Raw genomic sequence first — 24,294 nt, 5'->3', positions numbered from 1 at the left:
TTTCCTTAATGGCTGAAAAACGGCCTTACAATCTGTATTGGAAGAAGATTAGAGACGGAACTCTTCACCCAGATAGACACGTTTAACTTGTTCGTCAGCCAAAATTTCCTGTGGTGTGCCGTGAGCGATTAAGTGCCCTTGGCTTACAATATAAGCCCGCTCACAAACGTCTAACGTTTCACGCACGTTATGGTCGGTAATCAGTACACCAAGACCACTGTCGCGCAGATGCTCAATAATTTTTTTGATATCAATAACAGAAATTGGGTCAACCCCGGCAAATGGCTCATCCAGCAGAATAAACTTAGGATTTGCCGCCAATGCGCGGGCAATTTCAACACGGCGGCGTTCACCACCAGAGAGTGACTGCCCCAGACTGTCACGTAGATGGGTGATATGAAACTCTTCCATCAACTCATCAGCCCGTTCCTGGCGCTGCTCAGCCGTGAGGTCTTTACGAATTTCCAGCACCGCCATCAGATTATTAAATACACTCAGGCGGCGGAAGATGGAAGCTTCTTGCGGTAAATAACCAATGCCACGACGAGCGCGTTCATGGAGAGGCAAGAGGCTGATATCTTCGTCATCAATCACAATGCGCCCGGCGTCACGCTGGACAATGCCGACGACCATATAAAAGGTGGTGGTCTTACCTGCGCCGTTTGGCCCAAGCAGGCCGACAATTTCACCGGACTTTACACTCAGGCTCACGTCTTCGACCACTTTACGGCCTTTGTACGCCTTAGCCAGCTTTTCTGCGATTAATGTTGCCATAAATGATTACTTACTCTTCTTTTGGCCTGAAGCTGCTGGCCCTTTGTCTTGTAATTGGGACGGTAATAGTACGGTTGTGACGCGATTGCCTTTGTCACTGAAGGCTTCCATATGCTGTTTTTTCACCAGATAAGTGATGCGATCACCTTTGATATTACTATCAAGTTGCTCCAGATAAGCATTGCCAGTCAACACCACAAAGTCATTCGCGACTTCGTAACGCAATTTTTGACCATGGCCTTTGACCGGCTTACCGCTGTCTTGCATCTGGTAGAAGGTGACCGGGTTACCAAAACCTTCAATGACCATTTTGCTCTGATCACCACCAGGGCGGGTGACAACCACTTTATCCGCTTTAATCTCGATAGTGCCTTGCTTGATAATCACGTTGTCAGTAAAGGTGACTGTATTCGCCTGCATATCCAGCGCTTGCTTGCCGGAGACCACATTAACGGGCTGATCAGTATCGCCGGTTAAAGCCAGTGCTGGCAGGCTTGCAGCCAAAAGTGAACTGGCAAGTAAAAGATGGCGAATTTTATTTTTGGATTTCATAAGAGGTTTTAACCTTTTCAATCAGCTCAGCGGTTTTGTCCCGCAAGTTCCCGCGCATTTTCATGCCGTTAGACGTGAATCCAACACCAAAGAGGGTAACTTCATCGTCTGAGGATACATCCTGAGTGATCAAATTAACCTGGGCGTTATCAGTTTTAATTTTCTTTAATTGTGCATCTGGAGTCAGGCTATCGACCTCAACATGACCATACAAATAGAGCATTTTATCATCGGTCAGCTTGGCGCGATCTGCCCGAACTGTCCAGGTTGCAACCGCATTATCACCAAACATCGTCATAACCGGCTTGGTAAACCAAGTCAGTTGCTGGCTACTGAAGTTCTGAACGTCTTCCGCGATCAATTTATAACTCAATTGCCCGACCGGATTAAACACCACGGTGGTGGTATGTTGGCTTTGCGAAGATGGCTCATTATTATCAGCCACTGTTTGCGTGTCCTGCTGGTTAAAGCCGGACATATTCCAGCCAATCAATGCCAAAGCAATCAATGCCAGGGATAGGGTTATCCATAGTCTTGTTTTACTCATATCGACAATCCTTTGGCGCCGTCGAGTTTATCCTGGGCCAATAATATCAAATCACATATCTCGCGTACTGCACCGCGTCCGCCACTGATTTGCGTCACATAATGCGCTTTGGGGAGCAGCAACGGATGGGCATCCGCCACCGCGACAGATAACCCCACTTGCGCCATCACTGGCCAATCAATCAGGTCGTCGCCAATGTAAGCCACCTGCTCAGGCTGGCAGTTTACTGCTTGCAACAACTCCTTATAGGCGACCAGCTTATCAGATTGCCCTTGATAAAGGTGGGTAATGCCTAAGGTGTTGGCGCGGTCTTCCAGTAATTTGGCGCGGCGGCCGGTGATAATCGCCACTTCAATACCTGAGGTTATCAGGCAGCGGATACCATAGCCATCACGCACATTGAACGCTTTCAGCTCTTCGCCCTGATTCCCCATATAAATCAGGCCATCGGACATCACGCCATCCACATCACAGATTAGCAGGCGAATGTTTGCCGCGCGCTGTATGACACTGTCAGCGACTGGGCCGTAGCATGTGTCCAAATAGACGGTGCTGCTCATAATTTATCCTTTGTTAAACGACACCGGCTCTTAGCATGTCGTGCATATGCACCACGCCGAGCAGTTGCTCACCGTCAGCCACCAACACCGCCGTAATATGACGTGACTCCATCAGATTGAGCGCATCGACCGCCAACATGGTCGGACGAACTCGAATACCGCCGCTAGTCATCACGTCGGCGATTTTCGCACTATTCAAATCAACGCCCATATCGAATACCCGGCGTAAATCACCGTCGGTAAAGATACCCTTAATCATCATCAGATCGTCACAGATTACGGTTAAACCCAGATTTTTCCGAGTAATTTCCAGTAGTGCATCACGCAATGAAGCATCAGGGCTGACGTGTGGGATCTCCGCGCCAGTGTGCATGATATCGCTGATTCGCAACAGCAACTTGCGCCCAAGTGCTCCGCCCGGATGGGAGAGGGCAAAATCTTCCTGGGTGAACCCGCGCGCCTGTAGCAATGCCACAGCGAGGGCATCACCCATAACCAAAGTGGCGGTGGTACTGGTGGTAGGGGCCAGACCTAGCGGGCAAGCTTCTTGCGGAACTTTAATGCACAAGTGAATATCGGCGGCTTTACCCATGGTGCTTTCAGGGTTGTTGCTCATGCAGATCAGCTTGATTTTCTGGCGCTTGAGCACCGGGATCAGCGCAAGAATTTCGTTGGACTCACCTGAATTGGAGATAGCCAAGACGATATCTTGCGGCGTGACCATGCCAAGGTCGCCATGACTGGCTTCCGCAGGGTGGACAAAAAATGCAGGTGTACCGGTGCTGGCAAAGGTCGCTGCAATTTTGCAGCCAATATGGCCCGATTTACCCATCCCCATCACCACCACTTTGCCATGGCAATTAAATATCGCTTCGCAGGCGCTGGAAAAATCGTCATTAATGTATTGATCGAGCTGTGCCAGTCCTTCGCGCTCAATGTGCAATACCTGTTTACCCGCCTGCTGAAAATCCATTCTTGGTTGCGAATCAAAAGAAGACATACTTGGTTCCCGTACACAGCACTTTTTTATAGGCCACAATTTATTATCGCGCGGCTTTATGCAGCACTGCTTTGTGTGGCACTGTTTTAGGTAGCATTACTTATGCTACACCACCCTAAAAGGGGCGAAAAACAGCACCGCAAGATAAGCGATGAACCCACATAATAACAGAGCACCCGCCATATGGCCGATTCGATGTTTACGGCCCAGACAAAGAATCGTGAATATCACGCTAACACCGAGCATCACCCAATAATCCCGCTGAAAAGCTTCTGGGTTAATATCACCCGGGGATAGCAGCGCAGGTACACCTAACACAATCACAATATTAAAAATATTTGATCCGATGATATTACCGACCGCCATATCATCTTCGCCCTTCAACGCGCCAGCAATGAATGTCGCCAGTTCAGGCAAACTGGTGCCGATAGCAATCACGGTCAAGCCAATGACCAGCTCACTGACGCCAGCGACGCGGGCAATAACCGTCGCATTATCAATAATCATTTTGGCCGACAGCGGCAAAATAATGAAGGCCAGCACTAACCACAATAGGGCCACGGTGGTGCTACTGTCCTGCGGTAATTCAGCCAACTGTTCGCGGGTCAGGATATCATTTCCCTCCGCATGGGCCAGTCGCGCAATTTTAAGCATCAGGACAATAAATGCCGCCGCCGCCAGCAGCAAAATAATCCCATCCCCACGGCTGAGATGATTATTGGCCAATAGGAAGCCACACAGCACCGTGACCAGCAACATTAAGGGTAATTCACGGCGCAAAATCTCTGAGCGCACGGTCAACGGGCGTATTAAGGCGGCGCCACCCACAATCAGCAACAGGTTGGTAATATTGGAACCAAGCACATTGCCGACCGCCATATCGGTCTGGTTATTGAGGGCCGCAGTCACCGAAACAATCAACTCTGGCAGCGATGTGCCGATCCCCACAATGGTCATCCCAATAATGAGCGGCGGAATACCGAAAGAGCGGGATAACACCGCTGCGCCGTAGACTAATCGATCAGCGCCATACACTAATAAAACCAAGCCAATGATTAATAGTGTTATCGCAAGAAACATGCAGAGTCCTTTATTAGGTATAATCCCGATCCATTGGCTGCTGGTAACAGATAGCCCGTTGGCAAAAAATGGCTGACAATAGGTGTTCACACTTATTTTTGCTTAGGCTCTAATTTTGACTGCGAGAGTCAGAAAAGTAAAACTTATGGCAACTTTGGCTACGAAAAAACAGTAATAAATTGCCAAACTACTTCCCAATTGCGCTCGTTGCGGCCATTTGATGTAGCATTGGCGGCTGGATGAGTAATAAAAGGCTCAAAGGACGAATGATAATGAATCAAATGGCGTCGAATTTGATAGAGATCCAGGGGATGAGTTTCACCCGTGGTGAGCGTCCGATATTCGCCGATATCAATATGACGGTCCCGCGCGGCAAAGTGACTGCGATTATGGGGCCTTCAGGTATAGGTAAAACCACGCTGCTGCGTCTGATTGGTGGGCAACTTGCTCCAGATGCCGGCGAAATCTGGTTTGATGGTGATAATATTCCGACGCTTTCACGTCAGCGTTTGTATGATGTGCGCAAGAAAATGAGCATGTTATTTCAATCCGGGGCGCTATTTACTGATTTAACCGTCTTCGAAAATGTGGCTTTTCCACTGCGTGAACATAGCCGTTTGCCAGAAGAGCTGCTGCACAGCACGGTAATGATGAAGCTGGAGGCAGTGGGGTTGCGTGGCGCGGCTAATCTGATGCCCGCGGAGCTTTCTGGCGGTATGGCGCGTCGTGCGGCATTGGCGCGGGCGATTGCTCTTGATCCTGAATTGATTATGTTTGATGAGCCGTTTGTCGGCCAGGATCCCATTACCATGGGTGTGCTGGTGAAGTTGATTGATGAGCTGAATCATGCGCTGGGGGTCACCTGTGTGGTGGTTTCCCATGATGTACCCGAAGTGCTCAGCATTGCCGATTATGCCTATATTGTTGCAGATCAGCATGTTATTGCTGAAGGAACACCTGAGCAGTTACAAGCCAACGACGATATGCGGGTACGCCAGTTCCTCGATGGTATTGCCGACGGGCCGGTGCCTTTCCGTTTCCCTGCCGGGGATTATAAAACCGAGCTATTAGGCTGATGGAGTATTCATGTTAGTACAGGCGTTAGCGTCTTTAGGTCGCCGGGGCATTAATGTCTGCGCCTCCTTTGGTCGCGCAGGTTTAATGCTGTTCAATGCCCTCGTTGGGCGGCCTGAACCGCGAAAGCAGTGGCCATTATTGGTCAAGCAGCTGTATAGCGTCGGGGTGCAATCCCTGCTGATTATTGTGGTTTCCGGTCTGTTTATCGGCATGGTTCTGGGGTTGCAAGGCTTTTTGATCCTGACCACCTATAGCGCGGAAGCTAGCCTCGGCATGATGGTATCACTGTCACTGCTACGTGAGCTGGGGCCAGTGGTGACGGCGCTGCTGTTCGCTGGTCGCGCGGGTTCTGCCTTGACCGCTGAGATAGGCTTGATGAAAGCGACGGAGCAGATCTCCAGCCTGGAAATGATGGCTATTGATCCGCTGCGGCGGGTAGTCGCGCCTCGGTTCTGGGCGGGTCTTATCAGCATGCCATTATTGACCGCGATTTTTGTTGCCGTGGGTATCTGGGGCGGCTCGGTGGTCGGTGTTGACTGGAAAGGGATCGACGGCGGTTTCTTCTGGTCGGCGATGCAGAATGCGGTTGAGTGGCGTACAGATTTACTAAATTGCCTGATTAAGAGTCTGGTATTTGCCATTACCGTGACCTGGATTGCGCTGTTCAATGGTTATGATGCGATCCCAACCTCTGAAGGGATTAGCCGGGCAACGACCCGTACCGTGGTGCATTCATCGCTGGCGGTATTGGGATTAGATTTTGTGCTGACAGCACTGATGTTTGGGAACTGAGTCGATGCAAACGAAGAGAAGTGAAGTCTGGGTAGGCGCGTTTATACTGATTGCTATACTGGCAGTCATATTCCTCTGCCTACAAGTAGCAGACATTAAATCGGTGGGCAATCAGCCAACTTACCGGATTTACGCAAATTTTGACAATATTGGTGGTCTGAAAACCAATTCGCCGGTCAAGATTGGTGGCGTGGTGGTTGGGCGGGTAGCAGATATTACTCTGGATACCAAAAACTACAGCCCTCGTGTAGCGATGGATATTCAACAGCGCTATAACCATATCCCAGATACCAGTTCACTGGCAGTCCGCACCTCCGGATTGTTAGGTGAGCAGTTCCTCGCGCTAAATGTCGGATTTGAAGATCCAGATATGGGTACTACTATTTTGAAAGATGGTGGCGTGATTCAAGACACCAAATCAGCGCTGGTTCTGGAGGATCTTATCGGTCAGTTCTTGTACAAAAGTGGCGGGGATGGTAATTCTGGTGCGCCAGCGAGTGAGCCAGCAGCACCAACAGCTGGCGAACTAACACCGGCAGCAAATGGTAGTTTGCCTGCAACTCAACATCCATAAAAGGGAATCTGAATGTTTAAACGCTTACTTATGGTCGCATTGCTGGTGGTTGCCCCACTGGCAAATGCTGTCGATCAAACCAACCCGTACCGTCTGATGGATGAAGCGGCGCAAAGAACATTCACGCGCCTGAAAACTGAACAGCCTAAGATCAAACAAAACCCAGACTATTTACGCACCATCGTCCGTGAAGAGCTGTTGCCATTTGTCCAGATCAAGTATGCCGGCGCACTGGTGCTTGGTAGCTATTATAAAGCGGCAACACCAGCGCAACGTGAGGCTTATTTCAATGCCTTCGGCCAATATCTGGAACAGGCATATGGTCAGGCATTGGCGCTGTACCACGGCCAAACTTACGACGTTGCCCCAGACCAACCACTGGGTGATGCCAATATTGTGGCTATTCGTGTGACTATCCTTGACCCCAATGGTCGCCCACCGGTGCGCTTAGATTTCCAATGGCGTAAAAATAGCCAAACGGGTAACTGGCAGGCGTATGACATGATAGCCGAAGGGGTTAGCATGATCAGCACCAAGCAAAATGAGTGGGCATCTATCCTGCGCCAGAAGGGGGTTGATGGCTTGACTCAACAACTGCTGATTGCAGCGAAACAGCCGATTACCTTAGACAAGAAATAATGATGGCAAATGAACTGAACTGGCACTCCCAGCAGGAGACGCTGGTACTACAAGGTGAGTTGGATCGTGAAACGCTGTTGCCTCTTTGGCAGCAGCGCGCGGCACTGCTGGCCGATAAAACCCATATTGATGTCAGCCAATTACAGCGTGTCGACTCATCCGGTTTGGCGCTACTGGTGCACTTTCGTGAACTGCGAAGCAAACAAGGGGTCTCACTCACTATAACCGGTGTCAGTGATCGGTTATCGACTCTGATTGAGCTTTACAACCTTCGGGATATCATTCCGGTAGAAACAGTCAGTACGTAGTCAATGGAATTAAGTCGGCGAGCTTTTGTGTCGCCTATTTCCAAAACAAAAAACTAAAGTTTTTAGGCCCCTGAACATAATAATGAGACAGGGGCTTTTCTTTAGTTTCGGAGCACGCCGTATTCCACTAATATGTTTGGCTGGCTATGCTCCTCATAACACTATCGATCCTCATAAAATAGAAAGAATCTTATGGATACTAACGAAATTAAAGACGTGCTGATGCGAGCATTGGCACTACAAGAAGCGCATGTTACCGGTGATGGCAGCCACTTTCAGGTGATTGTGGTCGGTGAGTTGTTTGCTGACATGAGCCGGGTGAAAAAACAGCAGGCTGTGTATGCGCCTTTGATGGAATATATCGCTGATAACCGTATTCATGCTTTATCGATTAAGGCTTATACGCCGCAAGAGTGGCAGCGGGATCGCAAGCTAAACGGCTTTTAATACTGCTGGCTGGTGGGCTGTTTAACGTTATCGTAAACAGCTAAGGCGGGCAGTGAATTCGAATTTGACAACAGAGAGTGGTCACAATGGATAAATTTCGTGTGCAGGGGCGGACTCGCCTAAGCGGTGAAGTCACTATTTCCGGCGCGAAAAACGCCGCATTGCCAATATTGTTTGCTGCGTTGTTAGCTGAAGAGCCGGTAGAGCTGCAAAATGTCCCAAAGCTAAAAGACATTGATACCACTATTAAGCTGCTTGGCCAACTAGGCACCAAAATTGAACGCGATAGCTCGGGTTCTGTTTTTGTTGATGCGCGTGATGTGAATGAGTTTTGTGCGCCTTATGATTTAGTCAAAACCATGCGTGCCTCTATTTGGGCGCTGGGGCCACTGGTTGCTCGTTTTGGTAAAGGGCAAGTCTCTTTGCCCGGCGGTTGCGCTATTGGTGCGCGTCCGGTTGACTTGCACATCACGGGCTTAGAACAGCTGGGTGCTGAAATTAAGCTGGAAGAGGGCTACGTGAAAGCCTCGGTCAATGGCCGCCTAAAAGGCGCGCATATCGTGATGGACAAAGTTAGCGTTGGCGCAACAGTGACCATTATGAGTGCTGCGACTTTGGCTGAAGGCAGCACGGTGATTGAAAATGCAGCCCGTGAGCCAGAAATTGTCGATACCGCGAACTTCCTGAATACGCTGGGCGCTAAAATCAGCGGCGCAGGGAGTGACCGCATTACCATCGAGGGCGTTGCGCGCTTGGGGGGCGGCGTCTATCGTGTGCTGCCTGACCGCATTGAAACCGGCACTTTCCTGGTTGCAGCGGCTATCTCTGGCGGTAAAGTTGTTTGTCGTCAGACCCGCCCTGATACGCTGGATGCGGTATTGGCTAAGCTACGAGAAGCAGGCGCTGATATTGAAGTTGGTGATGATTGGATCAGCCTCGACATGCATGGGCAGCGCCCTAAAGCGGTGACAATCCGCACCGCGCCACACCCAGGTTTCCCAACGGATATGCAGGCCCAGTTCAGCTTATTGAATTTGGTGGCGGAGGGGACGGGGGTTATCACCGAAACTATTTTCGAGAACCGTTTCATGCATGTGCCTGAGCTGATCCGCATGGGCGCACATGCGGAGATCGAGAGTAATACCGTGATTTGTTATGGTGTTGAGCAGCTATCCGGTGCTCAGGTGATGGCAACCGATCTACGTGCTTCTGCCAGTTTGGTATTGGCGGGCTGTATCGCTGACGGGGTCACAATCGTGGATCGTATCTATCATATTGATCGTGGTTACGAACGTATCGAAGATAAACTGCGTGCACTGGGTGCCAAAATTGAGCGGGTGAAAGGCGAATAAAAGTTCGCTAAATCAGACCAATAAAAATGCCAGCCGATAGTTACGAGCTGGTATTTTTTTGACTAAAAATTATGGCTGTAGCGACTCTTGCTGACTACTAAGCTCCGCATTTTGATCGAATTCCGTGATGGTTATCTGCATCGTCATTTGCTGGCCGTTGCGCAAGAATAAGACTGGAATTGTGGTGCCGGGGCGGATCTCTGCAACCTGATCCATAGTTTCAATCACAGACGTTGCAGGCTTGTTATTCACGCTAAGAATGATATCACCCACTTGCAGGTCGGTTTTCGCGGCTGGGCCATCTGGCGATATTCGATTCACTTTAATGCCGTGTATCCGGTCTGATGAACCATTACCGCTGGCATTGAAGGGGGGATACTCCTCGCCAGTCACGCCGATATAGCCACGGATCACCCGCCCGTCACGAATCAGCTTTTCCATGACTTTGGTCGCCAGTGCGGTTGGAATAGCAAAACCAATACCTTCTGGTGTTTCACCGTTGCTGCTTTTATCGAAAGATAGGGTATTAATCCCCATTAATTCGCCCAAGGTATTCACTAGCGCACCACCGGAATTACCCTGATTGATTGAGGCATCTGTCTGGAGAAAGTTTTGCCGCCCGGAAGCACTCAAGCCAATACGCCCGGTCGCGCTGATGATCCCTTGAGTGACTGTCTGACCCAGATTATAGGGATTACCGATGGCCAGCACGACATCACCAACATGGGGTATACGATTAATATTGATGGGAATGACCGGCAGATTCACCGCATCAATTTTCAAAACGGCTAAGTCGGTCAGATTATCTGAACCCACCAGGAGTGCCTCTGATATACGACCATTCTGTAATGCCACAATGATCTGTTCAGCATTATTGATAACGTGCTTATTGGTCAGGATATAACCCTTATCACTCATGATAACACCAGAACCTAGTGTACGAATGGCCAGCCCATCTTGGGTCGGACTTAAGCTACGGTTATACACATTAACCACTGCTGGTGCTGCTCTGCGCACCGCTTGGTTATAACTGGCGGGCGTCTCTTCATCTAAGCTACTGCTGTTACCGGAAAAAAAGTGACCCGGATTACGCAGCATAGGCATTGCGACCAGTAAAAGACCGGCGACAATTAGCCCCAAAACAATTGAACGCAATAGCTTAAGAAACATGAGGTTTAAGGCGTGAATGAATGGATATCCGGAGAATAGCATGAGTTTGGCGGACACAGCATGGTGCTGTGTCCGATTTTTCTGCAAATTAGCGTATTAGCAGGTAAATATTCTCGTCACCACGGACAATATTCAGTGCGATTACAGCAGGTTTGGCTTCGATAGCTTTCCGTAATTGGGCGATATCCTGAACTCGCACACGGTTTACGGCAATAATCACATCATCTTTCTGCAAGCCAGACTGTGCGGCTGGTGAGCCTTTAGTGACACTCTCAACCTTAACCCCTTTGCTACCGCCTTTGATCTCGCCATTACTCAGGGATGCACCCTGCAATGAGGGAGATAAAGTATCTGCACTGGTTGAAGTTGGGCTGCTATTCTCTAGCGTGACTGTAACTTCAAGTGGTTTTCCATCGCGCAGCAAACCAACTTTAACGGCTTTACCCGGCCCAGTGGTGCCCACTTTGGCGCGCAACTCCGCAAAGCTGCTTATTGGCTTACCATCAACGGAAACCAACACATCACCGGCTTTGATGCCCGCTTTAGATGCGGCTGATTTTGGCAATACTTCACTGACGAATGCGCCACGCTGAGCATCGATATTAAAGGCTTTTGCCATGTCTGCGGTCATTTCGCTACCACGGATACCCAACAACCCGCGTTTCACTTCGCCAAACTCAATCAACTGCTGGCTGAGATTCTGCGCCATGTTGCTTGGGATTGCGAAGCCGATGCCGATGTTACCGCCGCCCGGTGCCAGGATCGCGGTGTTAATCCCAATCAATTCGCCATTGAGGTTAACCAGAGCGCCACCAGAGTTACCACGGTTGATGGAGGCGTCAGTCTGGATAAAGTTTTCCAACCCTTCAAGGTTCAAGCCACTACGGCCCAAGGCGGAAATGATCCCTGAAGTCGCGGTTTGCCCCAAACCAAATGGGTTACCGACTGCGACCGCGAAATCACCCACCCGCAGGTTATCGGAGTCAGCAATTTTAATGGATGTCAGATTCTTGGCATCAGTTAACTGCAATAGTGCGATATCAGTTTGCTCATCACGGCCCAGCAGTTTGGCATCATACTCACGGCCATCATTGAGCTGAACACGAATTTTATCCGCATTATTGATCACGTGATTATTGGTCAGCACATAACCTTTTTCAGCGTTAATAATGACGCCAGACCCCAGCCCTTCGAAGGGACGATTGCTCTCTTTACCGGCGGGTGCATTGGGGCCAAAGAAGAATTTGAACTCTTCTGGCAAGCGCTGTTGCTGTGCTTGCGTCCCAGAAACATGAACGCTGACAACCGCGGGCAAAACTTTTTCCAGCATTGGTGCCAGGCTAGGAACTGCCTGCCCGGCCACGGCCGCTGGAAGTGCTGCGGCGTTCACCATAGGAACACTAGCGAGACCTAAGCCGACACTCATTGCCAGCGCACTAAGAAATAATGACTTTTTCTTCATTGATTTAAACTCTCTCAATACCTAACGGTGAATGAATAGGGTGGATGGCTGTTACAGGCCCGTTGTAAGTTCAGACTCTGAGTTAGCTAAAAAATTCACTTATTTCAAAAGGCTACTGTTACCTTAAAATACGTAGCCTGAGATACCGCTTGATATAAGGTTCGCTGTGGAGCAATTCAAGGAGGGGTGAGTATAGAAGTGTAAATGTGCTGACTACGATTGCGTAGTCAGCATGGTATATATGTGCTTAATCGCGGGTCTGATGCTCCGGGCGTAATAAGCCCGATGCCCCTTCAGAGTAGTCGCGAGGCGGCATTTTCACTGGTGCCTGATCATTATCGGCCTCAGATTCGGTCAGACGGTAGCGGAATGGATTATCCTGCAACGGTAAGTCCGGTAGTAAGTTATTGGAGCTTTTCGCCATATGCTGATAGAGCTGGCGGTAGTCGCGAGCCATATTATCCAGCAACTCAGCACTGCGGGCGAAGTGCCCAACCAGTTCCTGACGGTACTCTTCCAAATCTGTTTTGCTCTTCTCCAGCTCATTTTGCAGCACTTGCTGCTGACGCAATTTGCGGTTGCCAAAGCGCATAGCTACCGCGCCAATCACGATACCAACAACCAACCCAATAAGCGCATACTCCCAGGTCATGATGACTCCTTTTTTGACTTCATTGTTCAGCAGGACTTTTCACTTAATAATAGCCACTATAACCGCTAACCTTGTCTGAGTGGAATCCTGATGCAACTTTGCTTTTGGTTATCAGGTTTTTTCCGCAGAGATAGAGTCGGTAAATGCTGCGATTGCACGATAAATCAGTGAGAAAGTAGCGCGAAAAGTAGATAACTATTTTATCAGGGATTGGTGATAAACATGCAATCAAGTACACCTACAACACTTTACCAGCAGGCACTTGATGCTGGTGACTATCAATCTGATGATGTGCAACGGCGCGCTGTAGCCCAACTAGACCAAATTTATCACGCACTGCAACAGCGCCAGAATGAGCCACCGACTGGCACCGGTTTACGTGGGCGGTTGAGCCGTTTGATTGGGCGCACGTCAGCCAAAAAAGTCATACGTCCGGTTCAGGGCCTATATATGTGGGGTGGCGTCGGGCGCGGTAAAACCTGGCTGATGGATATGTTTTTCCACAGCCTGCCGGGTGATCGCAAGCTGCGATTGCACTTCCACCGCTTTATGTTGCGGGTACATCAAGAGCTGGCCGAGCTACAAGGTCATGAAAATCCACTTGAAATTATCGCCGATAACTTCAAGATGCAGACTGATGTGCTGTGCTTTGATGAGTTTTTTGTCACCGATATTACGGATGCCATGCTGCTGGCAACACTGCTGGACGCACTCTTCGCCAGAGGCATTACACTGGTCGCGACATCCAACATTCCACCGGATAATCTGTACCAAAATGGGTTACAGCGCGCCCGCTTTCTGCCGGCTATTGCATTGATCAAGCAGTATTGTGACGTGATGAATGTTGATGCTGGTATTGATTACCGCTTGCGCACGTTAACTCAAGCGAATCTCTATCTGACGCCGCTCAGTCAACAAACCGCGCAGGCGATGGATGAGATTTTTGTCAAGTTAGCGGGTAAAGTGGATGAGCGCGCCCCTGTACTGGAGGTGAATCATCGGCCACTGCCCGCCATTTGCGCGGCACAGGGCGTTTTGGCGGTGGATTTCCATACTTTGTGTGAAGAGGCTCGCAGCCAGTTGGATTACATTGCACTGTCGAAACTCTATCACACTGTTTTGTTGCACAATGTCCACCGCATGGAGACGCGAGATGAGAATACCGCTCGGCGTTTTCTGGCGTTAGTCGATGAGTTCTACGAGCGGCGAGTGAAGCTTATCATTGCGGCTGAAACTTCTATGTTCGAGATTTATGGTGGTGAGCGCCTCAAATTCGAATATCAGCGCTGCTTATCGCGGCTACAAGAGATGCAGAGTGAAGAGTATCTCTCTTTGCCGCATCTGCCGTAAGTGCATATTCTGTGCCACAGTTATTCACTTTTGACATGCTAAAATGCTATTCTATTGCGGGCGATTATCCTTCGCCCTGACTTAACATGTTTAATTTATGCCTTTCTCGTCAAAAACAGTTCGATCTTTAACGCTGACTTCTCTATAATCTTGCGACCCCACGTTACAACAAAGTTTTTTTCCCAAAAACTTTGATAGTGCCGGCATTGGCTATTCGAAGGGGTAGGTTTGCTGGACTGATGGTCGTGTGAGCCTCAACTGTTTTTGAACGTTTGGGTGTTCACCAACGTGTAACTTATTAATTGGGTAAGCTTTTATAATGAAAACTTTCACAGCTAAACCAGAAACTGTAAAACGCGACTGGTATGTTGTTGACGCGAATGGTAAGACCTTAGGTCGCCTCGCTACTGAACTGGCTAGTCGCTTACGCGGCAAGCATAAAGCGGAATACACCCCGCACGTTGATACTGGTGATTACATCATCGTTCTGAACGCAGAAAAAATTGCTGTAACCGGCAACAAGCGTACAGACAAGATTTATTACCGTCACACCGGCCACATCGGTGGTATCAAACAAGCGACCTTTGAAGAGATGATTGCCCGCAGTCCTGAGCGTGTGATTGAAATCGCGGTTAAAGGCATGCTGCCGAAGGGTCCGCTGGGCCGTGCAATGTATCGTAAGCTTAAAGTTTACGCAGGTACTGAGCACAATCATGCGGCGCAGCAACCGCAAGTTCTGGACATTTAATCGGGATTATGGCAATGGCTGAAAATCAATACTACGGCACTGGTCGCCGCAAAAGTTCTGCAGCTCGCGTTTTTCTTAAGCCGGGCAGCGGTAAAATCGTTATTAACCAACGTAGCCTTGAAGTTTACTTCGGTCGTGAAACTGCCCGCATGGTAGTTAATCAACCGTTGGAACTGGTAGACATGGTTACCAAGTTTGACATGTACATCACTGTTAAAGGTGGTGGTATTTCAGGTCAGGCTGGCGCTATCCGTCACGGTATCACCCGTGCACTGATGGAATATGACGAGTCTCTACGTGGTGAACTGCGTAAAGCTGGCTTCGTAACGCGTGATGCGCGTGAAGTTGAGCGTAAGAAAGTGGGTCTGCGTAAAGCACGTCGTCGTCCACAGTTCTCCAAACGTTAATTTTTTGCCTTTATGGCATCAGATTGATGGTAAAAGCCCGGTGTTTCACCGGGTTTTTTTATTTCTCTGAAAAATATATTTGAAAAACATATCTGAAAAACACCTCCCTACCACGCCATATATTATATTTTTTGCCGCTAACTAATTGTCAGATAGACGATTTTTTATGAAATAGCCGTACCACCCCCACAAAACATTCAAAATCTGGTAAACTATCACTCACTTTTGTGCCTGTTCGGCGAACTGTTGGCGCCCGTCTATCTCCCTGGCTGAATTATTCTCTCGACCAAGGCTTATTTACGGCAGCAGCTGTCGAGATTGCGAACTGGCGGTAAAACGACTCAGGATAGCAACCTCACCGTGGGCTATTCGCACTGTTTTCTAGATAATCTTGGAGGTTTTCATGGCTGTCGCTGCCAACAAACGTTCGGTAATGACGCTGTTTTCCGGCCCGACCGACATTTTTAGCCATCAAGTACGTATCGTACTGGCGGAGAAAGGTGTCAGTGTTGAGATTGAGCAGGTTGAAGCTGGTAATCTGCCGCAGGACCTGATTGACCTCAATCCCTACCAGACCGTCCCTACTTTGGTTGATCGCGAGCTGACATTATATGAATCCCGCATCATCATGGAGTATCTGGATGAGCGTTTCCCTCACCCGCCATTGATGCCGGTATACCCAGTTGCTCGTGGTAGCAGTCGTTTGATGATGCACCGCATTGAGAAAGACTGGTACACCCTGATGCATAAAATTGAGCAGGGCAATGCACAGGAGGCAGAAGCAGCACGTAAGCAACTGCGCGAGGTTCTGCTCTCTATCGCCCCAGTATTCAATGAAACGCCTTACTTCCTGAGCGAAGAGTTCAGCCTGGTTGATTGCTATTTAGCTCCGCTGTTGTGGCGCTTGCCAGTATTGGGCATCGAGCTAACTGGCGCGGGTTCTAAAGAGTTGAAAGGCTATATGACACGTGTGTTTGAGCGTGATGCGTTCCTGGCTTCCCTGACTGAAGCTGAACGTGAAATGCACCTGAAAACCCGAGGTTAATTGCTATGGAGATGTCGGATATGTCTCCGCGCCGTCCCTATCTGTTACGCGCATTTTACGAATGGTTGATTGATAATCAACTGACGCCACATCTGGTGGTTGATGTGACAAGGCCAGGTGTTTCGGTGCCAATGGAGTTTGCACGTGATGGGCAGATTGTATTGAATGTGGCACCGCGCGCCGTGGGTAACCTGGAACTGGGTAATGATGGCGTGAGCTTCAATGCCCGTTTTGGTGGCGTACCGCGTCAGGTCATCGTACCTATGGCTGCGATAGTGGCAATTTATGCGCGAGAAAATGGTTCTGGCACCATGTTTGAACCTGAAGAGGCTTACGATTCGGATGCTGAGGGTAATTTCGAGGGCATCGAAGAGGAAGAGGGCAATAACGCACCGGCTGACAATCTGATGTTAGTCACGGACGAAACACCATCTTCGCAAGACGATAATGGTTCACCTGATGATGAGCCGCCACAACCGCCACGCAGTGGTGGTCGCCCAGCATTGCGGGTCGTTAAGTAGCCCCTTCGTTTTCAAGCAAAGTATTAGTCTTTCTAAGGGCGGCATTGGCCGCCCTTATCATTTCCTCATAACCAATAATCAAGATAACTTTTTCAATTCAGCCAGGCAGTTATCACGCTGGCTCATCATGTCGCTATTTCTGATCGTGGATAAAGTATGAGAGGCGCGCTGCTGGAAGTTAGCTTTGGCGGCACTATCTTTGATATCAGCTGGCGCGGTACAAATCTCTGATAATTTGAGTGTTTTGCTATCACTTACCGCTTTTAGTACTGCGGCTGGGTTGTAAATCAGTGCGGAAGAGAGTGCTGATTTTACCCCTGCGGTGAAATTTGCGTTCCCCCCATCGGCCAGTTTAGGGGCCATGGCAATCCAATTATCATCACCCAGTTTGATATTATTCTCTACCGCTGGCAGTTGCCCAGCTTTTGCCAGTTCAGCCACCACTGCGCGGGCACCACGTGCCTCAATGTTATAGCCAACTTCTTGATAATTCAGCGACATCGCCAATGCGCTGCCACTCATCGCCAGCAATCCGCCAGCAATAAAAAGTAAGTGAGATTTCATAACAGATGATCCTTTCTTTAAAACGGGGCGTAACAAGATAAGTAGGCCAAGCGGTGTCGGCCCAAAAGCCAATATAAACTCGGCCTTTACTATAGCGCTTCACGGTTAAAATGCTGCAAATAAGGGGGGTGAGATTGTTACAAAATCTTGGGTGGGGGGGATAAACTCATAAAAATGCTGGATAGCCAGCCATTATACCATTGACCAAATTGATTGAAGGGGGAATGTTCCGTTGGGGTCGTAGTCGCGTAAGCGACCGAAGCGCCCCTAGGGGCAGTCGCCCCTTCACACATCTGGCTTAATGTTGGGTTTGTCATCGACTTGAGGGCTGGATAACCAGCCCTCAATACCATTAAATGATCGAAAAATCCTGAGTATCAGACTTCCAGATAATTCATGATGCCTTCTGCGGCTTTGCGACCCTCGGCGATGGCGGTTACCACCAAATCAGAGCCACGGACAATATCGCCGCCAGCAAAGATTTTCGGGTTACTGGTCTGGAAGGCATTATCGGTGCTTTCAGGGGCAACGACACGGCCTTGCTTGTCCAGCGCCACGTCATGGGCAGCCAACCACTCCATGCTGTGTGGGCGGAAACCAAACGCCATTATCACGGCGTCTGCGGGCAGAACATGTTCTGAACCTGGGATCTGCTCTGCCATGCTACGGCCCTGTGCATCAGGCGCGCCCAGTTGGGTGCGAACCATTTTCACGCCGCAAACTTTGCCATTGCTGTTCACTTCAATGCTCAATGGTTGCAGGTTGAATTTAAATTCGACCCCCTCTTCGCGAGCATTTTTCACCTCCCGCTTGGAACCCGGCATGTTGGCTTCATCGCGGCGATAGGCGCAAACCACGTCAGTTGCGCCTTGACGGATAGAAGAGCGCACACAGTCCATCGCGGTATCACCACCACCCAGCACCACCACACGTTTACCCTCCATGCTGATGTATGGCTCGTGAGCGGCTGCTTCGTAGCCCATCAACTGTTTGGTATTGGCAATCAGGAATGGCAGCGCATCGTAAACACCGGATGCATCTTCGTTTTCCAGCCCGCCGCGCATAGATTGGTAAGTACCCACACCGAGGAATACCGCGTCATACTCTTTCAGCAGCGCATCCATGGTGATATCTCTGCCGACTTCGATATTCAACTGGAACTCGATGCCCATCTCAGAGAAAATTTTTCGGCGCTTAATCATCACCTCTTTTTCCAGCTTGAAGGCTGGAATACCGAAGGTCAGTAAGCCGCCAATCTCTGGGTGACGGTCAAACACCACCGCTTGCACGCCGTTACGCGCTAATACGTCAGCACAGGCCAGCCCCGCAGGGCCAGCGCCGATCACCGCGACACGTTTGCCGGTCGGGTGAACATGGGACATATCCGGCTTCCAGCCCATCTCGATAGCTTTATCACTGATATAGCGCTCGATGTTACCGATAGTGACCGCACCGAACTCGTCATTCAGGGTGCAAGAGCCTTCGCATAGACGATCCTGTGGACACACGCGGCCACAGACCTCCGGTAAGCTATTGGTCTGGTGAGCCAGATCCGCCGCCTCCATAATCCGCCCCTCATTGGCGAGTTTCAGCCAGTTGGGGATGTAGTTATGTACCGGACATTTCCATTCACAGTAAGGGTTACCGCAAGATAAACAGCGGTCTGCCTGTGCTTTGGCCTGTGTTTCCGAGAATGGCTCGTAAATCTCAACAAATTCAATTTTACGGATCTTCAGCGGCTTTTTCGGCGGATCTACGCGCTGTAGGTCGATAAACTGATAAACATTCTGACTCATTTCAACCCCTTACTGCGCTTGAATCCGCAGCTCAGCTGCGGAACGGCTACGGTGGCCCAACAGTGCTTTCACATCGCTGGATTTCGGTTTAACCAAAGCAAACTTGGTCACCCACTCCGGCCAGTTAGCCAGAATCTCTTCGCCACGGCTAGAACCTGTCAACTGAACATGTTCAGTGATCAGCCCACGCAGATGCTCTTCATGGATGGCCAGTTGATCGACATCCAGGACCTCTACCAGTTCAGGGTTAACACGTTTACGGAATTCACCGTCTTCATCAAGAACGTAAGCGAAACCACCGGTCATACCGGCACCGAAGTTAATCCCGGTGCGACCCAGTACGCAAACAATTCCGCCAGTCATATATTCACAACCGTTATCGCCGATACCTTCAACCACGGTGATAGCACCGGAGTTACGCACCGCGAAACGCTCACCGGCACGGCCTGCGGCGAACAGTTTACCGCCAGTGGCACCATACAGGCAGGTGTTACCGACAATGCTGGCTTCGTGGCTACGGAAGTTAGAACCCACCGGAGGGCGCACCGCGATACGGCCTCCCGCCATCCCTTTACCCACATAGTCGTTGGCATCGCCAGTCAGGGTCAGCTCAACGCCGCCGGCATTCCAGACGCCAAAGCTCTGACCGGCAGTGCCGGAGAAGTAAGCTTTGATGGGATCAGTCGCCATACCTTGATCGCCATGTTTAGTGGCAATCGCGCCGGACAATGACGCGCCTACCGAGCGGTCAGTGTTGCGGATATCAAAGTAGAACGTTTTGCTGTGTTTGGCTTCAATATGTGACTCGGCCTGCGACAGCAACTCTTTGTTCAGTGACCCTTTGTCGAACGGTGGGTTACTTTCGGTGCAATAGAGTGCTTTGCCCGGATGTGGCGTGGCGGTTTTCAGCATTGGCGACAGATCCAGCTTGTTCTGTTTGGCGGAGATGCCATCCAGCTCCAGCAGCATGTCGGTACGGCCAATCAAATCAACCAGTTGGCGTACACCCAGCTCGGCCATGATCTCACGGGTTTCCCGCGCAATGAATTGGAAGTAGTTCACCACACGCTCAGGCAAGCCGTGATAGTGGTCACGACGCAGTTTCTCATCTTGGGTGGCGACACCGGTGGCGCAGTTATTCAGGTGGCAAATACGCAGGTATTTACAACCCAGGGCCACCATAGGGCCAGTGCCGAAACCGAAGCTCTCTGCCCCCAGAATCGCCGCTTTAACAATATCAACACCCGTTTTCAGGCCGCCATCCACTTGCAGGCGGATTTTATGGCGCAAGCCATTGGCAACCAGTGCTTGCTGTGTTTCAACCAGCCCCAGCTCCCACGGACAACCGGCATATTTCACCGACGAAAGTGGGCTAGCACCAGTGCCGCCGTCGTAGCCAGCAATGGTAATCAGATCGGCGTAGGCTTTCGCTACACCAGTGGCAATGGTGCCCACACCCGGCTCAGAGACCAATTTCACTGAAATCAATGCCTTCGGATTGACCTGTTTCAAGTCGAAAATCAGCTGCGCCAGGTCTTCAATTGAGTAAATATCATGGTGCGGTGGCGGGGAGATCAAGGTCACACCCGGCACGGAATAACGCAGTTTGGCAATATACGGCGTGACTTTATCACCCGGTAATTGACCGCCTTCACCCGGTTTCGCCCCTTGGGCTACCTTGATCTGGATAACATCAGCATTCACCAGATACGCCGGTGTGACGCCAAAACGACCCGAGGCCACCTGCTTGATACGGGAGACCTTATTGGTGCCGTAACGGGCCGGATCTTCGCCGCCTTCGCCGGAGTTAGAGAAGCCGCCGAGGCTGTTCATGGCGATAGCCAGTGACTCATGGGCTTCTGGGCTGAGTGCGCCGATAGACATCGCGGCGGTATCAAAGCGGGTGAATAGGGATTCAGCCGGCTCCACCTGATCGACAGGGATCGGCGTACCTTGCGGTTTGATTGCCAACAGATCACGCAGTGTGGCGATCGGGCGCTCATTTACCAATTTGGCATAAGCCTGATAATCGCTATATTCGCCGCTGTGAACCGCAGTTTGTAAGGTGCTGACCACATCCGGGTTATAGGCATGGTATTCACCGTTATGAACAAATTTCAGTAAACCGCCCTGATCCAATGGCTTACGTTTTAACCAGGCGCGTTTGGAGAGATTCTGCAAATCCTGCTGGAAATCGCTGAAGCTGGCCCCGCCGATACGGCTCACCACACCCTGGAAACAGAGATCAGTCAGTTCACGATGCAGGCCAACTGCTTCAAACAGTTTAGAGCAGCGGTATGAGGCGACGGTGGAGATGCCCATTTTGGACATGATTTTGTACAGGCCCTTATTGATCCCATTACGATAGTTAAGCATCACATCGCGATACTTCTTATCAATAGCCTGGGAATCAACCAATTTAGCCAATGATTCATAAGCTAAATAAGGGTAAATCGCAGTTGCACCAAAACCGAGTAGCACCGCGAAGTGATGTGGGTCGCGGGCGCTGGCGGTTTCAACAATAATGTTGGCGTCGCAGCGCAGGTTTTTCTCTACCAGGCGGGTCTGGATAGCGCCAACTGCCATCGGAGCCGGAACCGGCAGACGATTCGGGGCAATAGCACGATCTGACAGCACCAACATCACGGCACCATCACGCACTTTGCGCTCCGCTTCTTCGCACAGGGCGAGCACCGCTTGTTCTAAATCAGTTTCAGCGGGATCAAAGCTTAAATCCAGACGATCGGCGCGGTAGTGCTCCCCTTCCAGCGTGGTGAGCTGCTGGAAATCGGAGAACAGCAAGATGGGCGACTTGAAGCTCAGACGGTGCGCCTGACCTTCCGCTTCGGAGAACACATTCATTTCACGGCCGATACTGGTGGCCAGTGACATGACGTGCGCTTCACGCAGCGGATCGATTGGCGGGTTGGTCACCTGGGCGAACTGCTGGCGGAAGTAATCGTAAATAATGCGTGGGCCGCTGGACAGCACGGCAAATGGGGTATCATCGCCCATTGAACCGGTCGCTTCCTGACCAATTTCACCCAGCACGCGGATGACTTGATCCAGCTCTTCGCTGCTGTAACCAAACTGTTTCTGGTAGGTTTCCAGTGTCGAATCATCTAACTGGCGGCTGCCCACCTGATCTTCCGGCAAATCTTCGAACGGCACCAGGCGCTTAACGTTCTTCTCCATCCACTCTTTATACGGGTGGCGGCTTTTCAGGTCGTTATCGGTTTCGGCAGAGTGCAGGATCTTGCCACTGCGGGTATCGATCACCATCAGTTCGCCGGGGCCGACGCGGCCTTTTTCAATCACTTCATCGGGCTGGTAATCCCAGATACCGACTTCAGAGGCGCAGGTGATCAGCTTGTCTTTGGTGATGACGTAGCGCGCAGGGCGCAGGCCATTACGGTCAAGGTTACAAGCCGCATAACGGCCATCTGACATCACGATCCCCGCCGGGCCATCCCATGGCTCCATATGCATGGAGTTGAAGTCAAAGAAGGCGCGCAGGTCGGTATCCATATCCGGGTTGTTCTGCCAGGCCGGTGGCACCAGCAGGCGCATGGCGCGGATCAAGTCCATGCCGCCACTGAGGAACAGCTCCAGCATGTTATCCAGCGAGCTAGAATCTGAGCCGGTCTCATTGACGAATGGCGCTGCATCCTGCAAATCGGGGATTAATGGCGTTTTGAATTTGTAAGCACGTGCGCGCGCCCATTGGCGGTTACCGGCGATGGTATTGATTTCGCCGTTATGGGCCAGATAGCGGAACGGCTGAGCCAGCGGCCAGCGCGGCACGGTGTTGGTTGAGAAGCGCTGATGGAACAGGCAAATTGCCGATTCAAGGCGCAGGTCAGCCAAATCAAGATAAAAGCGGGGTAGATCCGCAGGCATACATAAGCCTTTATAGATCGTCACCAGGTTAGAGAAACTACAAACGTAGAAATCTTTGTCACCTGAAATCCGCTTTTCGATACGGCGACGCGCCACAAACAGGCGGCGCTCCATATCACGTGGACGCCAACCCGCAGGGGCGTTCACAAAAATTTGTTCAATCCGAGGCAGGGAGGAGAGAGCGATTTCACCAAGAACATCTGGGTTGGTCGGCACTTCACGCCAGCCGATAATCGACAGCGTTTCGTTTTGCAACTCTTCTTCTACAATGCGGCGGCTTGCCTTGGCGAGTTCTTCGTCCTGACTGAGGAACATCATGCCGACGGCATAGTTTTTGGCCAAACGCCATCCGCGTTCTTCAGCGACCATCCGGAAAAAGCGATCCGGTTTTTGTAAAAGCAGGCCACAGCCGTCGCCAGTCTTGCCATCAGCAAGGATCGCGCCACGGTGTTGCATGCGGGCCAGTGCGTGTATAGCGGTACGCACGACCTTATGGCTAGGTTCGCCTTCTATGTGGGCGATTAGGCCGAAACCACAGTTGTCCCTTTCTTGGGATTTATCGTACAACATATCAGTGAACCTCCCCAGGCTCTGCGAGACTCTCACAAACCGACTCCAGAAGGACATCGTGACTGAGGCGGTGTGGGCTGACAGGCGCGTATTTCGCGGCAAATCTGCTTTTCCGCCCTCCGCCAATGGCCTCTTGTGGCGGTTCTCACAAGTGGTAAAAGACTTGTTTTAAGAGGGAGTCTTAAATTACTGCATAATTATGACTAGACGTTTGCCCGTCTAGAAAGCTTCCAGCGGACCTCCAACTTAGCGAGAAAGAATACTCAGGTCAAATATAGGCTTAAGATATATCTTTAAGGTGATAAGTGGCTTTATCGCCATGAAAAATAATAGGTTATTGGCATTTTCAACCCGTCGGATGCATTGTGCAGTAGACCTAGAAATGTGAGCTGTCTCACTATAGTGCA

Annotated in this window: 24 protein-coding genes; 12 read left to right on the top strand and 12 right to left on the bottom strand. The window is 50.5% G+C overall.

The genetic code is table 11. The features are described 5' to 3' along the window. Positions 1-48: 48 nt before the first annotated feature. From lptB to HRK25_RS03990, 6 genes are all read right to left on the bottom strand, one after another. Positions 49-774, bottom strand: a complete 726-nt coding sequence (lptB, locus tag HRK25_RS04015; RefSeq protein WP_005276593.1) for an LPS export ABC transporter ATP-binding protein — start codon at positions 772-774, stop codon at positions 49-51. A 6-nt stretch (positions 775-780) separates the two neighbouring features. Next, positions 781-1,326, bottom strand: coding sequence for a lipopolysaccharide ABC transporter substrate-binding protein LptA (lptA, locus tag HRK25_RS04010; RefSeq protein WP_032898344.1), 546 nt, complete (start codon positions 1,324-1,326; stop codon positions 781-783). Continuing rightward, on the bottom strand, positions 1,310-1,873 hold the full coding sequence (lptC, locus tag HRK25_RS04005; RefSeq protein ID WP_032898345.1) for an LPS export ABC transporter periplasmic protein LptC: 564 nt from the start codon (positions 1,871-1,873) through the stop codon (positions 1,310-1,312). Before lptC ends, lptA begins: the two co-directional genes overlap by 17 nt. Beyond that, positions 1,870-2,433, bottom strand: coding sequence for a 3-deoxy-manno-octulosonate-8-phosphatase KdsC (kdsC, locus tag HRK25_RS04000; RefSeq protein WP_005276598.1), 564 nt, complete (start codon positions 2,431-2,433; stop codon positions 1,870-1,872). Before kdsC ends, lptC begins: the two co-directional genes overlap by 4 nt. Positions 2,434-2,446: 13 nt before the next feature. After that, complete coding sequence (kdsD, locus tag HRK25_RS03995) at positions 2,447-3,433, bottom strand: arabinose-5-phosphate isomerase KdsD (RefSeq protein WP_032898346.1); 987 nt, start codon at positions 3,431-3,433, stop codon at positions 2,447-2,449. A gap of 105 nt (positions 3,434-3,538) precedes the next feature. Then, a complete protein-coding gene (locus HRK25_RS03990) occupies positions 3,539-4,513 on the bottom strand; it encodes a calcium/sodium antiporter (RefSeq protein ID WP_032898347.1) in 975 nt (324 codons plus the stop codon). 272 nt (positions 4,514-4,785) lie between these two features. Here HRK25_RS03990 and mlaF point away from each other — a divergent pair, with 272 nt between their 5' ends. The 7 genes from mlaF to murA all read left to right on the top strand — a co-directional run bounded on the left by mlaF (position 4,786) and on the right by murA (position 9,702). Further along, on the top strand, positions 4,786-5,589 hold the full coding sequence (mlaF, locus tag HRK25_RS03985) for a phospholipid ABC transporter ATP-binding protein MlaF (RefSeq protein ID WP_032898349.1): 804 nt from the start codon (positions 4,786-4,788) through the stop codon (positions 5,587-5,589). A 10-nt stretch (positions 5,590-5,599) separates the two neighbouring features. Further along, positions 5,600-6,382 (top strand): lipid asymmetry maintenance ABC transporter permease subunit MlaE, encoded by a 783-nt coding sequence (gene mlaE, locus HRK25_RS03980; protein ID WP_004874080.1) that lies wholly within the window; start codon positions 5,600-5,602, stop codon positions 6,380-6,382. Between the two features lie 4 nt (positions 6,383-6,386). Then, positions 6,387-6,956, top strand: a complete 570-nt coding sequence (gene mlaD, locus HRK25_RS03975; RefSeq protein WP_032898350.1) for an outer membrane lipid asymmetry maintenance protein MlaD — start codon at positions 6,387-6,389, stop codon at positions 6,954-6,956. A gap of 12 nt (positions 6,957-6,968) precedes the next feature. Continuing rightward, on the top strand, positions 6,969-7,595 hold the full coding sequence (mlaC, locus tag HRK25_RS03970) for a phospholipid-binding protein MlaC (protein WP_032898351.1): 627 nt from the start codon (positions 6,969-6,971) through the stop codon (positions 7,593-7,595). Positions 7,596-7,597: 2 nt separating this feature from the next. Then, positions 7,598-7,903 carry a lipid asymmetry maintenance protein MlaB gene (mlaB, locus tag HRK25_RS03965; RefSeq protein WP_032898352.1) on the top strand — a complete coding sequence of 102 codons (306 nt, stop codon included), beginning with the start codon at positions 7,598-7,600 and terminating at the stop codon, positions 7,901-7,903. Between the two features lie 192 nt (positions 7,904-8,095). Next, the gene (gene ibaG / locus HRK25_RS03960) at positions 8,096-8,350 is read left to right on the top strand and encodes a BolA family iron metabolism protein IbaG (RefSeq protein WP_005276613.1); all 255 of its coding nucleotides are present in this window, start codon (positions 8,096-8,098) and stop codon (positions 8,348-8,350) included. 86 nt (positions 8,351-8,436) lie between these two features. Continuing rightward, positions 8,437-9,702: a UDP-N-acetylglucosamine 1-carboxyvinyltransferase gene (murA, locus tag HRK25_RS03955; protein ID WP_005276615.1), complete on the top strand. Its 1,266-nt coding sequence runs from the start codon at positions 8,437-8,439 to the stop codon at positions 9,700-9,702. Between the two features lie 69 nt (positions 9,703-9,771). Here murA and degS read toward each other — a convergent pair whose 3' ends face one another. From degS to zapG, 3 genes are all read right to left on the bottom strand, one after another. Continuing rightward, positions 9,772-10,872 (bottom strand): outer membrane-stress sensor serine endopeptidase DegS, encoded by a 1,101-nt coding sequence (gene degS, locus HRK25_RS03950; RefSeq protein ID WP_005276617.1) that lies wholly within the window; start codon positions 10,870-10,872, stop codon positions 9,772-9,774. 88 nt (positions 10,873-10,960) lie between these two features. Then, the gene (gene degQ, locus HRK25_RS03945; protein WP_005276618.1) at positions 10,961-12,334 is read right to left on the bottom strand and encodes a serine endoprotease DegQ; all 1,374 of its coding nucleotides are present in this window, start codon (positions 12,332-12,334) and stop codon (positions 10,961-10,963) included. 247 nt (positions 12,335-12,581) lie between these two features. Further along, positions 12,582-12,986, bottom strand: a complete 405-nt coding sequence (gene zapG / locus HRK25_RS03940) for a Z-ring associated protein ZapG (protein ID WP_004714934.1) — start codon at positions 12,984-12,986, stop codon at positions 12,582-12,584. A gap of 222 nt (positions 12,987-13,208) precedes the next feature. Between zapG and zapE the strand changes: the two genes are divergently transcribed. The 5 genes from zapE (at position 13,209) to sspB (ending at position 17,057) form a co-directional block, all read left to right on the top strand. Then, complete coding sequence (zapE, locus tag HRK25_RS03935) at positions 13,209-14,336, top strand: cell division protein ZapE (protein ID WP_005276621.1); 1,128 nt, start codon at positions 13,209-13,211, stop codon at positions 14,334-14,336. Between the two features lie 319 nt (positions 14,337-14,655). Then, positions 14,656-15,084: a 50S ribosomal protein L13 gene (gene rplM, locus HRK25_RS03930; RefSeq protein WP_004874088.1), complete on the top strand. Its 429-nt coding sequence runs from the start codon at positions 14,656-14,658 to the stop codon at positions 15,082-15,084. Between the two features lie 14 nt (positions 15,085-15,098). After that, complete coding sequence (gene rpsI, locus HRK25_RS03925) at positions 15,099-15,491, top strand: 30S ribosomal protein S9 (protein ID WP_005162424.1); 393 nt, start codon at positions 15,099-15,101, stop codon at positions 15,489-15,491. A gap of 403 nt (positions 15,492-15,894) precedes the next feature. Further along, positions 15,895-16,536, top strand: coding sequence for a stringent starvation protein SspA (gene sspA, locus HRK25_RS03920; RefSeq protein ID WP_005276622.1), 642 nt, complete (start codon positions 15,895-15,897; stop codon positions 16,534-16,536). 5 nt (positions 16,537-16,541) lie between these two features. Continuing rightward, positions 16,542-17,057, top strand: a complete 516-nt coding sequence (sspB, locus tag HRK25_RS03915) for a ClpXP protease specificity-enhancing factor (protein ID WP_005276623.1) — start codon at positions 16,542-16,544, stop codon at positions 17,055-17,057. Between the two features lie 78 nt (positions 17,058-17,135). Here sspB and HRK25_RS03910 read toward each other — a convergent pair whose 3' ends face one another. The 3 genes from HRK25_RS03910 to gltB form a co-directional block, all read right to left on the bottom strand. Continuing rightward, a complete protein-coding gene (locus tag HRK25_RS03910; RefSeq protein ID WP_005276625.1) occupies positions 17,136-17,621 on the bottom strand; it encodes a hypothetical protein in 486 nt (161 codons plus the stop codon). Between the two features lie 377 nt (positions 17,622-17,998). Next, positions 17,999-19,417, bottom strand: a complete 1,419-nt coding sequence (locus tag HRK25_RS03905; RefSeq protein ID WP_004874092.1) for a glutamate synthase small subunit — start codon at positions 19,415-19,417, stop codon at positions 17,999-18,001. 9 nt (positions 19,418-19,426) lie between these two features. Further along, on the bottom strand, positions 19,427-23,887 hold the full coding sequence (gene gltB / locus HRK25_RS03900) for a glutamate synthase large subunit (protein ID WP_032898353.1): 4,461 nt from the start codon (positions 23,885-23,887) through the stop codon (positions 19,427-19,429). Between the last annotated feature and the right edge of the window lie 407 nt (positions 23,888-24,294).

The sequence above is a fragment of the Yersinia bercovieri ATCC 43970 genome (assembly GCF_013282745.1).
Taxonomy (GTDB): Bacteria; Pseudomonadota; Gammaproteobacteria; order Enterobacterales; family Enterobacteriaceae; genus Yersinia; species Yersinia bercovieri.
Note: the sequence above shows the minus strand (reverse complement) of the source record. Positions and strands in the feature narration are given on the sequence as shown.